The sequence below is a fragment of the Paenibacillus sp. F024 genome (assembly GCF_057814255.1).
Map to the genome: position 1 here is coordinate 97,181 of NZ_JBVASZ010000010.1, position 14,241 is coordinate 111,421.

A 14,241-nucleotide genomic window follows, 5' to 3' on the forward strand; every position below is an offset into this window, starting at 1 on the left:
TATGCCGCAGTGGTTTCTTTTCCACAGACAAGCTGGTATAATAAAGCTACAACTGTTCGAACCTAAAGGAGTGGAATGTCTTGCCATTTGGTAATATCGGTATCGGCGGACTCATATTGATCGTGATTGTTTTGTTGCTATTGTTCGGACCGTCCAAGCTTCCCGAGCTCGGCAGAGCCTTCGGCAGAACACTGAGCGAATTTAAAGAATCGACCCGCGGCCTCGTATCCGGCGATAAAGAAGATAACAGCAAGCCCCAGGATGAGAAAAAATCATAAGCTTAAATGGTCTAAACTCCCTGTGATGTCTGCTTTAGAAGCAGACATCACAGGGAGTTTTTTGTGTATGCTTTTTGTTCGCTGTTCATACGATCAGTGAGACGTATATATGGCGAGCGGTAAGCTGTTCATTTACAAAAAATCCATTCCGCCTTAATCTTCCTTTTACGATTCCCCCGTATGATGGTTTAGGAAGCAATGATTACCAATACAGGGAAACGGATGGTGTAATGGCATGGAAATGAATAGAAGAAAATTTCTTGCTTATTTAGGCACAGGTACGGCCGCGCTGGCGGCCGCATCTACAGGACTCGAGTCCCTAGTCGGCGGTAAAGCCTATGCCGCCAGAACGGCTGATCATTTGTTCGGTTACAAAAACAACAAAGTGTCCGGTTTTTTTAAACCGATCGAGCACAGCAAACTTGACGATGTGATCCTTCCAAAGGGATTCAAATACGATGTGGTGGCTGCCTATGGAGACGTAATTAATGAAGCGGGAGATACGTTTGGTTTCAACAACGATTTTACCGTCTATTTTCCCATCAATGGCTCCAATACGCACGGGTTACTGTGGGTAAACCATGAATATTCCAGCGACGTGTTCGTTCATGGCAGGCCGGGTGCCGAAGGGAAATATACGGTGGAGCAGGTTAAAAAAATGCTGTATGTACAAGGCGGGTCCGTCATCGAAATTCGCCGCGATGAGAAGGGAGTCTGGAAGCTGGATACCCAATCGAAGTATGCGCGCCGCGTAACCGGCTTGACGCCGACGAAATTAGTCGGTCCTGCTGCGGGTACAAAGGCCGTGAACGGTGCGACGAATGCGCAGGGGACGTTCGCCAACTGCTCCGGCGGAATGACGCTGTGGAATACGCTGTTGACCTGTGAAGAAAACTTTGAAGAGACATCTGCACAAGCAGGTCTGGATGTTACGCACTATGGGTGGGTTGTGGAAGTCGATCCGTTCGATCCGACGTTTGAAATCCGCAAGCATACCGCGCTCGGGCGCTTTAATCATGAGAACACGGCGATGGGTCTTAGTAAGGACGGCCGTGTAGTCGTATACATGGGGGACGACAAGAAGGATGCATGTGTGTACAAATTCGTTTCCATGAACAAATACACGCCCGAAATGGGCCGTGCCAATACCGCATTGCTGACGGAAGGAACACTCTACGCTGCGGATATGAAGAAAGGCAAGTGGATTGCGATTACGATTGAAGCCGTACAGAAAGCATTAGAGGATAAGAACTTCAAGGTTCCGAGCATGATCAAAGCGAAAAAAGAAGAGCTCGCGGCCAAATTCCGGACGCAGGCGGATATTTGTGTACATACGCATGAAGCGGCCATGATTCTTGGCGCAACGCCGACCGATCGTCCTGAAGATATCGAAATTTGCCCTTTTGACAATACCTTTTTTGTAGCACATACCAACAATGACAACCATGGGAACATTCACGGTCACATCACCCGTTTTTTTGAGAAGGATGGAGACCTCGGGGCTATGGAATTTGACTTTGAGATTTTCGCCGCAGGCGGACGTCAAAGCGGTTTCAGCGCGCCGGACAATCTCACCTTCGATAGCAACGGCAATCTGTGGACGGTTACCGATATGTCCACGAGCAGCATGAACAAAGGCGTGTTCACCTCGTTTGCCAACAACGGCATGTATGTCATCCCGACTACCGGTCCGAATATGGGAGAAGCGATGCAGTTTGCATCCGCGCCGATCGAAGCCGAAATGACCGGACCTTGGTTTACTCCCGATGAAAGCACCTTGTTTCTCGCCGTACAGCATCCGGGTGAAAATACGACGGATCTGAGCAAGCCGACGAGCACCTGGCCGCGCCGTCCGGGAGATACCATGCCTCGTCCTGCCGTTATCGCGATTACCGGTTTTCAATTTTAACAAGGAGCTGAATATACATGCCGTTTGGTAACATCGGGATTCCCGGGCTGATCTTAATTCTAATTATTGCATTAATCATTTTTGGACCGTCCAAGCTTCCCGAGCTCGGAAGAGCCTTTGGCCGTACCCTGAGTGAGTTTAAAAGCGCTACGAAAGAGTTGATCGGCGGAGACGAGGAAAAGTCCGATGCCGACAAGCCGCAGGAGAAACCGGCCTCCGCTGCCGCTACAAGCTCCTCGCCGGTTGAAACCAAGCCTCACCTGGCTGCAGTCGAGAAAACACAGTCATAATGTAAGCTAACTTCCACGCTTCCGGCAAACAAGCGCCCCCTCCGCTTGATGTATGCCGGAAGCGATCTTTTATTGCGGAGGAAATCCCATGGCCCGACAAGATCAAGATTTGCATGTAGTGACCCATTTGGAAGAAATGAGAAAGCGATTGATGGTGACCCTTTGCACCTTCGTGGTTGCGCTGGCCGCCGCCTTTTTGTATGCCAAACCGATTTACGCCTGGCTGGTTCGCGACATGGAGGGCAAGCTTACCGTATTGAGACCCACGGATTTGCTTTGGGTGTACCTGATGATCTCCGGCGTTTTTGCGCTCGCGGTGACCATACCCGTTGCGGGTGTCCAGGTATGGGGTTTTGTGCAGCCGGCGTTAAAGCCGGATGAGAGAAGGGCTGCGCTCGCCTTTATTCCCGCGCTGGCCGTTCTGTTCGCGGCAGGGATTTCTTTTGGGTATTTCGTTTTGTTTCCGATGGTCCTTTCCTTTATGAAGGGAATGGCTCAGGATCAAGTGCTGATGATGTACACGGCAGATAAATATTTTCGTTTTATGCTGAACCTTACTTTACCGTTTGGGCTGTTGTTTGAAATGCCGGCGGTCGTTATGTTTTTGACGAAAATCGGGCTAATCAACCCGATCCGGCTTGCGAAAGCGAGAAAGGCCGCCTATTTTGTCTTGGTTGTCGTATCCATAACGATTACGCCGCCGGATTTCATTTCCGATATTCTGGTCATTATCCCTTTGCTGCTGCTGTACGAATTGAGCATTTCGTTATCCAAATGGGTGTATAAGAAGAAGCTTACACTTGCAGTGGAGGCGTAATGCTAGTGACAAGGGTCTGCTCTCCATGGGCAGGCGTTTTTTTAGCTGGCTTTGCTGTGTACGCCGCATTGAATTTTGTGTAACCTTCATGGAGGATGATTCGTCACATTGGATGTGAAAAGGTATCCCTTAGACTGGATAAGGGGATGGTTTGATGTTAAGATGGTACGAAAAATGTACTATTCTATATCCCCTGAGCATAGTACGAACCAAGGACTGAAAGGAGCTGCTGAACGTGATAAGAGCGGTGGTGTTTGATTTCGACGGGCTGATTCTGGATACGGAGACGCCCGAATTTGAAACGTATCAAGACATGTACAGGCAGGAAGGCTGTGAGCTGACTCTGGATATATGGGGACAATGCATTGGAACCGGACCGGACGCCTTTAATCCTTATGAGGATTTGGGAGCCCGCATAGGCCGGGTCTGGGATAGGGAGGCTGCCCGCCAACGGCGCAAGCTGGCTTATGAAGAGAAAATGCGGGAAGCGGACATTCGTCCTGGCGTTCGCGCTTATTTGCAGGAAGCAAAGGAATTAGGGCTGCGGATTGGCTTGGCCTCAAGTTCTACAAGACAATGGGTTACCGGTTATTTGGAGAGATTCGGACTCCTTTCGGGGTTCGATTGCATTCGTACGTCGAATGACGTTTCTAAAGTCAAGCCTGATCCTGAGCTTTACCTTAAGGTACTGGAGGAGCTTGGTGTTCGTCCGGAGGAAGCCGCAGCTTTCGAGGATTCACCCAACGGAGCGCTCGCGGCCAAGCGTGCAGGCATGCGCTGCGTGATTGTACCGAACAGTGTGACTGCCAGGCTTCAGTTCGGAGAGGTTGATCAGCGTCTGATTTCCATGGAGGAATTGCCGCTGCGTGAATTAATTGCAAAACTGGCCTAATGTAATTTAAGCTGGAGAGAATTTTTATAAAAAGTGAAAAAATGGATTCACAAACCGACCTGCGGTATGTATACTGATCATACAGACCGATGGTCGGTTTTTTCAATTTCAAGGAGGACCCAATGGATCAAAGCACATTCCAATTTATTTTGTCGACGACCGAGCAGCTGATTAAAGAAAAAGGATGTCAACTAACGACTCTGCAGGACATTATGGAACGAACCGGCTTGTCCAAAGGAGCGATATACCATTATGTGAAAAGCAAAGATGAGCTGTTCGGGAAAATTCTTTTGGGGTATATGGAGCAATTGAATCAAAGCTTTCATGAAGCGGTTCATCAATCAAAGGATAAAGATGTCCGGAAGCCTGTTCAAGCTCTAGTATCCTCGTTTGCCGAAAGAGAAGTAAGCAACCTCATTTTTATTTATTTATTAAGCCAAAGACATAATCCGAAAACGGAAGCTATTTTGGAAGAAGTGCATCAAAATTCTTTGCTGCTGTCCGAGACATGGATCAAGGTTGGGCAAGAGCACGGCGCTATACCGGCAGATGTAGACGCCGATTCCATGGCTTCCATGTTTGTTACGATGTCCTATGGATTACGCATAAACCAGCTTCTTGATAAAAATCCGGATCGACAGGCTCCGAAGCTGCAGGATATGTTCCGTCTAATGGTAGGTGCGCTTAAAAAAAGCGAGCAATAGGAGGATGGTTATGAAAACCTTTCAAATGGGCTTAACCACACTAGAGCAAGAGGTCAATCTTGATTCGCTGCCCATCCGGGGCAGGATTCCGGAGTGGCTTTCCGGAGCGCTGTACCGCAATGGACCGGCTTATTTTCAGGGAGGGCATTGGTTCGACGGTTTGGCCATGATTCACAAGTTTTCTTTTCGGCAAGGAGCCGTCTCTTATGCCAACCGTTTTCTTCATACGGAAGCTTATCGGCGCGTAATGAATGGAAGTTACAGTAATGGGTTTGGTTCAGGGGGGGCCTCCGGCGGGAATAACACGAACGTAAGTATATTGAAAGCGGGTCATCATTTTCTTGCGTTAACGGAATCGCCGGGAGTCGTCGAATTTGACCCTGTGGATCTTGCAACGATAGGTCTTTATTCTTTTGAAGATGATATTCGGGCTCATATGACGACAGCCCATCCTCATATGGATTTGTTCTCCGGACAGATCATTAATTTTACTCTTGAATTCGGGCAAAAGCATCAATACCATGTATATTCCATGGATTCCAAAACAACCAAGCGGCATCTCATCGGAACCATAGAAACCAAAGAGCCTGCCTATATGCACAGCTTTGCCGTTACTGAGCATTATATTGTTCTAATCGAATTTCCATTAATGATTCAGCCTTTATTATTAATGGCCGGAGGTGCTTCGTTTGTCGATAGTTTGGACTGGAGGGCGGAGCGGGGCACCCGTTTGCTGGTCATGAACAAAGCCACAGGCAGAGTCGAAAGAATAGTGGAAGGCGAAGCGGGTTTTGGCTACCACGTGATTAATGCCTATGAGAAAGGCTCCGATATTATTGTGGATGTTTGTATGTCGGAGAACGCCGCTGCAGTGAACAATATGTTTATCGATCAAATGATGGGTGAAGAATCCGCCCAGTCCCATCCCAAGTTCAAACGACTCACGTTGCTGCCAGGTAAATCGAGTGCGCGAGTCGAGGTGTTGTCTCCCGAAACGATAGAGCTTCCGGCCATTTCTTATCACCGCTTTAACGGCCGGGAATACCGATATGCCTATGGAATCAGCACAAGCCGGCATCGTCGCGAAAACGTAAGCAACCAACTGATCAAAATCGATACGCATACAGGCCAGTCCCGGATTTGGCATCAAGAAGGCCATTATCCGGGCGAACCGGTGTTTGTTCCTTCTCCCGGATCAACAGCGGAGGATGAGGGCCTCTTGCTGTCCGTGGTTTTAGACGGTTTGAAAGGAAGGTCCTGCTTGTTAGTATGTGATGCCCTCAGCTTGGAGGAAGTGGGACGCGCGGAGGTTCCTCACCACATTCCTTTTGGTTTTCATGGTTTATATACAAATTGAGAGAGGGTAGTCATCGATGAACCGGAAAAAAGTGATGCAAGGGATATTCATTTCTTTATTCATCAATGGCGGGCTGCCGTTATTGGTTTACAAGGTCCTGGAGAATCATATGTCCGAAGTAGCGGCACTGTCCATCGCTACATTGATTCCATTGTTCGATACCCTGGTTCATCTGTTTAAACACAAAAAAACGGATGTCTTCTCCGCTTTTATGGCCACCGGCTTTATACTCAGTATTGCAGCTGTTCTGCTGGGCGGCGACCAGAAGCTGATTTTGCTTCGTGAATCATTCGTAACGGGGATTATGGGGCTGCTGTTTCTGGGCTCATTAATGGCTTCCAAGCCGCTTATTTACCATTTTGCCTTACGATTTACCGTTGGGAAACATCAGGCTCAGCAGGCTGATTTTGCAGAGAATTGGAAATTGCCTTATGTACGCAAGGTGATGCGTGTGATGACGGCAGGATGGGGTATCGCGCTGCTGGGCGAAGCCGTTATCAAAATCATCATGGTTTACACCTTATCGGTTACTGTATATCTGGCTACCTCTCCGATCGTGATGTATGGAATCATAAGTATCGCTGTTTTGTGTACTTATTTATACAGAAAATCATCGCGCAAACGTCTTCAGGAAATCAAAAACTCATTCACCCCAGAACCGCAGCCTCGGTAATTTACAACAAAAATTCAAATATTTCTTCCAAACTTTGTAACAAAAGGGAACCCCTAAACGTCAATTAAGCAGATCTATGATTTTGTCCAATAGAAGGAGTGCTATGGATATGAAAATAAACGGGAAATCTTTTGTAAGCGGGGTTGTTTTGGGTTCGGTACTGTTTTCGGGAATATCGTTTGCCGCGCCAAAGGTTGTGAAGCTGATGGTTAACGGCAATGAAATTCTTTCCGAGGTTCCTGCCCAGATTATCGATGGGAGCACTCTAGTTCCGGCGAGGGCCTTATCGGAAGCATTGGGAGCCAGAGTCATTTGGGATGAAGCCAACCAAACGGTTATTGTTGAGAATGAAGCTTATCGTAAGCTTCAGAGAAAAAACGAGGAGATCACCATTCAGGATGCGGTTGGGCTTGCGGCAGACGCACAAAATCATTACTGGGTCATCTCCAGAGGCGGCGACGGCGAGCACCTCCCCGGGTCCTTTTCCGTTCCGGGCAGAGAGCATCCATACCGCTGGATGGGCAGCGATTTAGATACGAAAGAAAAATTCATTTCCTATATCGAGGAGATTTATACTCCTGAACATGCAGAGGCCTTTTGGAAAAAGCAGACTGCGAACGGCTCCATTGTGGAAATTGAAGGGAAATTGGCCCAGCCTGAGGCTGACGGCGGAAGTATGATGGGCTGGGCGGATGCCAAGGCAGCATTAATCGAAGAGGGGAAAGGAACGAAAACGTTCCGTTTCCAAGTACCGCTTTTTGAGGAGTTTGAAGAAAAAGTAATCAAAATGCTTTATGTTGACGGCAAGGGCTGGCGTATCCATGAGCCGGTGGATGCGATTCGTTAAAGGAGCGATGTCCGGTACTCGTGCTGATTTTTTATCCGCTTATGTTAATCAGGGGAGGAGAGTCTTATGGTGAAGCTGTTCACTTTCATGTTGCTGGGCAGTTTTTTGGTTGTGTCTCATGGTTCCCAACAGACTACTGTTGTTCCAAAAACTACATTTGAGGCCATCCCCCAAAAGCATGCTGAGGACACGCAGATGACGGAGATTCCACTTCAAGAGATACAGCAAAGGATCATTGAAAAGTGGGAGGAACTGGAGGGGAATCACTCTATTCGGATACAGGGCACGGGAACAGGGCTGAATCACATCACGATGGAGATTCGCAGCTCCCCCGATGTTGAGCATATCCTTACGAATGACGAACTGGATGCATTTAAGCGGTCTCTTTATGAGCTCGCCGAAGGGAAATTCCCACTCGAATTATCCGTGCGAACCTGCTGCACCGCAGAGGCGGACATAGTCGGTACAATTACGGAATGGGATCAGGAGCAGAGACAGATATTGATTGTAAACGAGGACAAGAACATCGGAGAGTCCAATAAACCACAAGCTACCTGGGTCCGTTTAAGTTCGGATGGTGTTCTAATTGTCAATGGAATGCAAATGTCGAGTGGCTTTGATAAAGAGCTTGTAGGTCGAACGGTCAAGGCTTGGTCAGAGGGATATATGAATTTGTCCTATCCCGGACAGACATCGGCTTTAAAGGTAGTAGTAGAGTAATGCCAATGATCAGTGACACTGGTAGCTCAAATCTGAGGGATTGGAAACGATGCTATGATGAACAAAAAAAGGTTGATGACTTGTGCTGCACTGCTCGCTTTGTCAGTAGGCTCGGTATGCCCGAATGCAATGGCGGCAAGCGACAGCGTTCAGGTTCGCGTGCCTTCATTCCCGGTGACGGTTAACGGCACGCAAGTGGATAACAACCACGCTCCATATCCGCTGTTGATCTATAAAGACATCACTTATTTTCCCATGACATGGGATTACGCAAGAGGATTGGGTCTTTCCATTCGTTGGGGTTATGAACATGGACTGGACATCCAAAATCAAGGAACGACGCTTAATGAGCTAAGACAAGAACGATATGAAAATAACAATACGAACATGACATATTCAGCTGATTTACCGTCATACCCTATAAAGATCAACGGCAAATTTATTGACAACGCTAAAGAGCCGTATCCTGTACTTAACTTCCGTAACATCACCTATTTCCCGATGACTTGGCGGTTTGCGCATGATGAATTTCATATGATCACAAGCTGGAGTAATGTTGATGGCTTCGGCATCATAACGCAGCAGCAAAAAATCATTCAAGACATTGTTTTTGACGAAGCGGACTTCTTATATCTTTCCGCTTCCCCTATGTTAAAAGTGAACAAAGCTTTAACGGGTACCCCGGTGAAACTAACACAGGCAGAAGAACAGGAGCTTTATCAAAAGCTCAGCGAAAAAGAGCAAGGTATGCCGGGAACGGAATTGAAAAATAAGGATGGTTCGTCTTGGCGGATCCGCTCCGTATCGGAAGAGGTTTCCGTCAGAAACGCAGAGCTCAGAGGCGAGCTGACGTTGACCGATACCAAGGGTAATGCCGTGTTCATTAACGATCTATTGAAGGTTCACGATATTCAGGTGGTCAGGGCAGAGAAGGATGGGAGCTTGGTAATCAGGGCATTTAACCGGCTTTTACCGGATGAGCAAAATGAGGCTCACGGGATATTCCGCATTGGAACGGACGGCAGGGCCGACAAATGGAGCGATTTGAACGGCAGAGCTTACTCCGATCTGAACGGAGACATTTATATGCTGGACCGTAAGCTGAATAGGATAACCAATGTAACAAAGGGCTACAGTCAAACCTGGTATGATTTCGAACTTTTCCCCATCATCTCCAACTGAGTCGACGCAGCGCCGAATGGCGGTCTTCTAAGACCGCCTCATCAATCATCAGCTCACGCTGCTAAGAGAATGCCTTCCTTCTTCATTCCTTGAAAGCTTCCCAATGCATTCTTCTCATAATCATAAAGCCTCTATACAAGCCCCGAAAGTTTAAAACATGATCATTGCGGTGTGATGCATAAAATGGGTGAAGAGGTGAGAGCGATGGAGGAGGACACGCGTAAAATAACGAAAAGGGATCGTCAAATCAATGTTGTCTTTAACAACCATGAACCGCCTGCAGCGCAGATGATGGATATCAACGGTAAAGCGATTCCCGCGCATCTAGAAACGTTTTCGGACATATTTAAAGAGCTTGACGGCATGATTGGTCTTGAGGATGTTAAGGAACTGATTTTTCAAATATATGCTGTGCTGCAAATCAAGCAATTTCGGACGGAAGCAGGCTTGCATGCGGGATCCCATGTCTATCACATGATTTTTAAAGGCAATCCCGGAACGGGCAAAACCACAGTAGCGCGAATCGTTGCCAAGCTTTTTAAATCGATGGGCGTTTTGTCCAAAGGTCATCTGATCGAGGTGGAGCGTGCGGACCTGGTTGGAGAGTATATAGGCCATACGGCGCTAAAAACCCGTGAAATGGTCAAAAAGGCGCTTGGAGGCATTCTTTTTATTGATGAGGCCTATAGCTTGGCTCGGGGCGGAGAGAAGGATTTCGGCAAGGAAAGCATTGACTGCCTCGTCAAGGCGATGGAAGATCACAAGAACGACTTCATCTTGATTCTCGCCGGGTATCCGGACGAGATCGATAACTTTCTGCAGACCAACCCCGGACTGCCGTCGCGGTTTCCCATTCAAGTCGATTTTCCTGATTATCAAGTGGACCAGTTGATCAAAATATCGGAAAAAATGGCTTCCGAACGAGAATATGTGCTTATGCCTGAGACGCTGAAAAAATTAAAAGAGCACCTGTATATACAAAAGCTGACGGAGCTGCATTTCAGTAACGCGCGATATGTCAGGAATCTGATTGAAAAAGCCATCCGGTATCAGGCAGTTCGTTTGTTAAGCAAGTCTCAAAAGCCGAACAAACAAGAATTAATGAATTTGCTTCCTCAGGATTTTATCATTTGTGATGACCAGGTGACGAATCCGTTTCGGAAAAAACCAATGGGTTTATAACCATAGATTAGCGATCACATGAGGGTTGTGGAACAAGGCTCGGATTGGGAAGAATAGCAATAAACCAATCATTGAATTGTAATTCGGTGTAGGGACGTTTACAATGAACGTAAACGTTCCTTTTCCTGTTTCCTTTTCAAGTGGAGACAGTGGAGATCACAATAAGGAGAAAGATACGCATATATGAAAAAAACATCGCACGAAGTGATGCCAAACGCACAGGAAAATGCGATCCTGGTCAGTCTCATTACAGCTGAGCAAAAAAAGCGGGAAGCTTATGATCCGGAATTTTCTCTTTCCGAGCTCGCCAGTTTGGCGGAGACGGCAAAGGTCCATGTGCTCGGTACGCTTACGCAAAATAAGGAATATGCCGATTCCAAATGGTTTATCGGCAAAGGGAAGGCAGAGGAGCTCAAAGCCATGATCGAGGATACCGGGGCGAATACCGCCATTTTCGATCAGGAGCTTTCGGGTGCCCAGGTGAGGAATCTGGAGCAATTTCTCGATGTCAAAATCATTGACCGCACTCAGCTTATTCTGGATATTTTCGCACAGCGTGCCAAAACGCGGGAAGGAATTATCCAGGTGGAGCTGGCCCAGCTTACCTATCTGCTGCCGCGGCTGTACGGACAAGGCAAAAATCTGTCCCGGCTTGGCGGAGGGATCGGTACGCGCGGCCCCGGGGAAACGAAGCTCGAGACCGATCGTCGTCATATCCGCAACCGGATCAGCGAGCTGAAGCGGCAGCTGCAGGAGGTCGTCCGGCACCGCAGTCTGCATCGGGAAAGACGAAGGAAATCCGGGGTGTATCAAGTTGCACTGGTAGGCTATACTAACGCGGGGAAATCGACCATATTGAGGCAGCTTACAAACGCCGATGTGTATGTGGAAAACCAACTGTTCGCTACGCTTGACCCGACCTCGCGTTCGCTTAAGCTCCCAAACGGATTGGAGATCGTCGTTACGGATACGGTAGGCTTCATTCAAAACCTGCCGCACGATCTGGTCGCTGCTTTTCGGGCGACATTGGAAGAAGCATGCGAAGCGGATTTGATTTTGCATGTTGTGGACAGCTCTTCCAAGATGATGGTTACACAGATGCAGGTAGTCGACCAGGTGCTTGAGGAGCTGGGCGCCCATGGGAAGGATCGGGTAACGGTTTTCAATAAGATCGATGCATGCCCGCCGGAGCAAAAGGATATGCTGACCACCGAAGGGGAGTTCCTCAGAATTTCAGCTTATCGGGATGGGGATTTACAACGTCTCAAGGAGCTGCTTGAAGCCCGGATGACGGGCGGCAGCCGTTCCTTCCGGATTCCGGCAGACAAAGGGGATGTGATCTCGCTGGTTTACCGTATCGGCGAGGTGCTTGAGAATGAGGTTGACGGCAGTGATATGCTGTTTAAGGTAAGGATAAACAACAAGGAATTTGACAAAATCGGTTATATGCTGGCTGCCTATGATGCAGTCCGACCGGCTGAGGGAGAACAAGGGAGAGACGTTTAAGTATGTTTACGGACAGGGTGCTCGGTTTGATGGAACAAGCTGAGGAGAAAATCGGAGAGAAGCTCAAAGATATAGACCGCGTGATCGACCGGAATCAATGGAAGGTCATCCGCGCATTTCAAAAACACAAAGTTAGCGACTATCATTTTGCCGCTTCTACGGGATATGGTTATAATGACCGGGGCCGTGAGGTCCTGGATTTGGTCTATGCTGATGTATTCGGGGCGGAAGCGGCTTTGGTGCGCCCTCATTTCGTATCGGGTACCCATACGATCGGCACGGCATTGTTCGGCGTGCTCCGGCCGGGCGACGAGCTTCTAATGATCACCGGAAAACCCTATGATACGCTGCATAAGGTCATTGGGAAGCCTGGGGACGGAAAAGGGTCATTGCAGGATTGGGGAATTACATATGGCGAGGTGGAGCTGCTCGAGGAAGGCTTACCCGATTATGAGGAAATTGCCCGGCGGATCAACCCGGGCACCAAAGTGATTGGAATTCAGAGGTCGCGCGGTTATGCATGGCGGCCGTCTTTTACAGTTTCACAGATTGGCGAGATGGTTCGTTTTGTCAAAGAAATCCGTCCTGAACTTATCGTATTTGTGGATAACTGCTATGGGGAGTTTACTGAACTGCTTGAGCCGACCGAGGTAGGAGTCGATTTGATGGCCGGATCGTTGATCAAAAACCCGGGAGGAGGCTTGGCGGCGACCGGAGGATACATCGCAGGCAAAGCCAAGTATGTGGAGCTGGCATCATATCGATTAACTGCACCGGGAATCGGCGGCGAAGTTGGGGCCATGCTTGGTACGACAAGATCCATCTATCAAGGCTTGTTTCTCGCGCCTCATCTCGTTGGACAAGCCGTAAAAGGCTCGGTGTTTGCCGCCGCGGTGTTTGAGCAGCTTGGATTTACAACAAGCCCGCACTGGAATGCTCCCCGCACCGATCTTATTCAAGCGATTCAATTTACGGGCGCCGAGCATTTGATCGCTTTTGTTCAGGGGATTCAGCAAGCGGCCGCGGTTGACGCTCACGTCGTTCCCGAGCCATGGGATATGCCCGGTTATGAGCATCCGGTCATTATGGCTGCAGGGACCTTCATTCAGGGCGGCAGCCTTGAGCTTTCTGCAGACGCTCCGATCCGAGAGCCTTATATCGCTTATATGCAGGGAGGCTTAACCTACTCTCATTGTAAAATGGGGGTTTTGACGGCCATTCAAAACATGATGGATCGGGGTCTGCTCGTTTAAATTTTGTAGGCCGGAAGCTTAGCTTCGTATTATTCGCGTTATGCGTGGACAGTTACGCAGCTTGCCGCATAAGAAAAAGACTTGACCTCCCATAGTGGAATAACCACTGTAATCAAAAATAACATATGGCATAAACCTAACATGACTTGACATATGTTTTTCGGTAAGGTTACAATAGAGGTAAGGTTCCAGAGTAGCTTAGGAGTGATGGTCATGACTGATGATATCCGCAGAAATATGGCGTTGTTTCCGATCGGCATCGTAATGAAGCTGACCGATTTGACCGCCAGACAAATCCGGTACTACGAGCAGCATGAGCTCGTCATCCCGGCCCGGACCGGAGGCAATCAAAGGTTATACTCTTTTAATGATGTAGAACGGCTCCTTGAGATCAAGGATTTGATCGAGAAGGGAGTTAACATCGCAGGGATCAAACAGGTTCTGCTGCCTGTAGACAAGGATTCCGAGGATGCTACCATTCTCAATGAACAGACGGAGGTCAAACGCAGAGAGCTTAGCGACACACAGCTTCATCGGATGCTGAAACAGCAGCTCTTGGGCGGAGGAAGACGTCCTAATCAAGTGTCTTTGATTCAAGGCGAACTATCCCGGTTTTTCAGAAAGTAGGGTT

The 14,241-nt window shown here is 48.3% G+C and carries 15 protein-coding genes; all 15 read left to right on the forward strand.

The features are described 5' to 3' along the window. Positions 1 to 80 precede the first annotated feature (80 nt). The 15 genes from tatA (ACZYR9_RS12490) (at position 81) to ACZYR9_RS12560 (ending at position 14,237) form a co-directional block, all read left to right on the forward strand. Positions 81 to 278: a twin-arginine translocase TatA/TatE family subunit gene (gene tatA / locus ACZYR9_RS12490; protein ID WP_488978823.1), complete on the forward strand. Its 198-nt coding sequence runs from the start codon at positions 81 to 83 to the stop codon at positions 276 to 278. A gap of 235 nt (positions 279 to 513) precedes the next feature. Next, a complete protein-coding gene (locus tag ACZYR9_RS12495; protein WP_488978824.1) occupies positions 514 to 2,187 on the forward strand; it encodes a PhoX family protein in 1,674 nt (557 codons plus the stop codon). A 17-nt stretch (positions 2,188 to 2,204) separates the two neighbouring features. Further along, on the forward strand, positions 2,205 to 2,477 hold the full coding sequence (tatA, locus tag ACZYR9_RS12500) for a twin-arginine translocase TatA/TatE family subunit (RefSeq protein WP_488978825.1): 273 nt from the start codon (positions 2,205 to 2,207) through the stop codon (positions 2,475 to 2,477). Between the two features lie 88 nt (positions 2,478 to 2,565). Continuing rightward, positions 2,566 to 3,294: a twin-arginine translocase subunit TatC gene (gene tatC, locus ACZYR9_RS12505; protein ID WP_488978826.1), complete on the forward strand. Its 729-nt coding sequence runs from the start codon at positions 2,566 to 2,568 to the stop codon at positions 3,292 to 3,294. 235 nt (positions 3,295 to 3,529) lie between these two features. Continuing rightward, complete coding sequence (locus ACZYR9_RS12510; RefSeq protein WP_488978827.1) at positions 3,530 to 4,186, forward strand: HAD family hydrolase; 657 nt, start codon at positions 3,530 to 3,532, stop codon at positions 4,184 to 4,186. Positions 4,187 to 4,308: 122 nt separating this feature from the next. Then, positions 4,309 to 4,890, forward strand: coding sequence for a TetR/AcrR family transcriptional regulator (locus ACZYR9_RS12515; RefSeq protein ID WP_488978828.1), 582 nt, complete (start codon positions 4,309 to 4,311; stop codon positions 4,888 to 4,890). 10 nt (positions 4,891 to 4,900) lie between these two features. After that, a complete protein-coding gene (locus tag ACZYR9_RS12520) occupies positions 4,901 to 6,247 on the forward strand; it encodes a carotenoid oxygenase family protein (protein ID WP_488978829.1) in 1,347 nt (448 codons plus the stop codon). 16 nt (positions 6,248 to 6,263) lie between these two features. Further along, positions 6,264 to 6,920: a VC0807 family protein gene (locus tag ACZYR9_RS12525; RefSeq protein WP_488978830.1), complete on the forward strand. Its 657-nt coding sequence runs from the start codon at positions 6,264 to 6,266 to the stop codon at positions 6,918 to 6,920. A gap of 109 nt (positions 6,921 to 7,029) precedes the next feature. Beyond that, positions 7,030 to 7,767: a DL-endopeptidase inhibitor IseA family protein gene (locus ACZYR9_RS12530; RefSeq protein WP_488978831.1), complete on the forward strand. Its 738-nt coding sequence runs from the start codon at positions 7,030 to 7,032 to the stop codon at positions 7,765 to 7,767. A gap of 66 nt (positions 7,768 to 7,833) precedes the next feature. Next, on the forward strand, positions 7,834 to 8,487 hold the full coding sequence (locus ACZYR9_RS12535; RefSeq protein ID WP_488978832.1) for a hypothetical protein: 654 nt from the start codon (positions 7,834 to 7,836) through the stop codon (positions 8,485 to 8,487). Positions 8,488 to 8,541: 54 nt separating this feature from the next. Further along, positions 8,542 to 9,669, forward strand: a complete 1,128-nt coding sequence (locus tag ACZYR9_RS12540; RefSeq protein WP_488978833.1) for a hypothetical protein — start codon at positions 8,542 to 8,544, stop codon at positions 9,667 to 9,669. Positions 9,670 to 9,873: 204 nt separating this feature from the next. Beyond that, positions 9,874 to 10,851, forward strand: coding sequence for an AAA family ATPase (locus ACZYR9_RS12545; RefSeq protein ID WP_488978834.1), 978 nt, complete (start codon positions 9,874 to 9,876; stop codon positions 10,849 to 10,851). Positions 10,852 to 11,034: 183 nt separating this feature from the next. Next, positions 11,035 to 12,357, forward strand: coding sequence for a GTPase HflX (gene hflX / locus ACZYR9_RS12550; RefSeq protein WP_488978835.1), 1,323 nt, complete (start codon positions 11,035 to 11,037; stop codon positions 12,355 to 12,357). Between the two features lie 2 nt (positions 12,358 to 12,359). Beyond that, the gene (locus tag ACZYR9_RS12555; RefSeq protein WP_488978836.1) at positions 12,360 to 13,610 is read left to right on the forward strand and encodes a methionine gamma-lyase family protein; all 1,251 of its coding nucleotides are present in this window, start codon (positions 12,360 to 12,362) and stop codon (positions 13,608 to 13,610) included. A 213-nt stretch (positions 13,611 to 13,823) separates the two neighbouring features. Then, positions 13,824 to 14,237: a MerR family transcriptional regulator gene (locus tag ACZYR9_RS12560; protein WP_488978837.1), complete on the forward strand. Its 414-nt coding sequence runs from the start codon at positions 13,824 to 13,826 to the stop codon at positions 14,235 to 14,237. The last annotated feature ends 4 nt before the right edge of the window (positions 14,238 to 14,241 follow it).

What these genes read in the sequence shown, in the direction of transcription:
- hflX (WP_488978835.1), top strand. Translation starts at nt 11,035, where the DNA reads ATGAAAAAAACATCGCACGAAGTGATGCCAAACGCACAGGAAAATGCG.
- ACZYR9_RS12530 (WP_488978831.1), top strand. Translation starts at nt 7,030, where the DNA reads ATGAAAATAAACGGGAAATCTTTTGTAAGCGGGGTTGTTTTGGGTTCG.
- ACZYR9_RS12560 (WP_488978837.1), top strand. Translation starts at nt 13,824, where the DNA reads ATGACTGATGATATCCGCAGAAATATGGCGTTGTTTCCGATCGGCATC.
- ACZYR9_RS12555 (WP_488978836.1), top strand. Translation starts at nt 12,360, where the DNA reads ATGTTTACGGACAGGGTGCTCGGTTTGATGGAACAAGCTGAGGAGAAA.
- tatA (WP_488978825.1), top strand. Translation starts at nt 2,205, where the DNA reads ATGCCGTTTGGTAACATCGGGATTCCCGGGCTGATCTTAATTCTAATT.
- ACZYR9_RS12520 (WP_488978829.1), top strand. Translation starts at nt 4,901, where the DNA reads ATGAAAACCTTTCAAATGGGCTTAACCACACTAGAGCAAGAGGTCAAT.
- ACZYR9_RS12535 (WP_488978832.1), top strand. Translation starts at nt 7,834, where the DNA reads ATGGTGAAGCTGTTCACTTTCATGTTGCTGGGCAGTTTTTTGGTTGTG.
- ACZYR9_RS12525 (WP_488978830.1), top strand. Translation starts at nt 6,264, where the DNA reads ATGAACCGGAAAAAAGTGATGCAAGGGATATTCATTTCTTTATTCATC.
- ACZYR9_RS12495 (WP_488978824.1), top strand. Translation starts at nt 514, where the DNA reads ATGGAAATGAATAGAAGAAAATTTCTTGCTTATTTAGGCACAGGTACG.
- ACZYR9_RS12540 (WP_488978833.1), top strand. Translation starts at nt 8,542, where the DNA reads ATGATGAACAAAAAAAGGTTGATGACTTGTGCTGCACTGCTCGCTTTG.
- tatC (WP_488978826.1), top strand. Translation starts at nt 2,566, where the DNA reads ATGGCCCGACAAGATCAAGATTTGCATGTAGTGACCCATTTGGAAGAA.
- ACZYR9_RS12545 (WP_488978834.1), top strand. Translation starts at nt 9,874, where the DNA reads ATGGAGGAGGACACGCGTAAAATAACGAAAAGGGATCGTCAAATCAAT.
- ACZYR9_RS12515 (WP_488978828.1), top strand. Translation starts at nt 4,309, where the DNA reads ATGGATCAAAGCACATTCCAATTTATTTTGTCGACGACCGAGCAGCTG.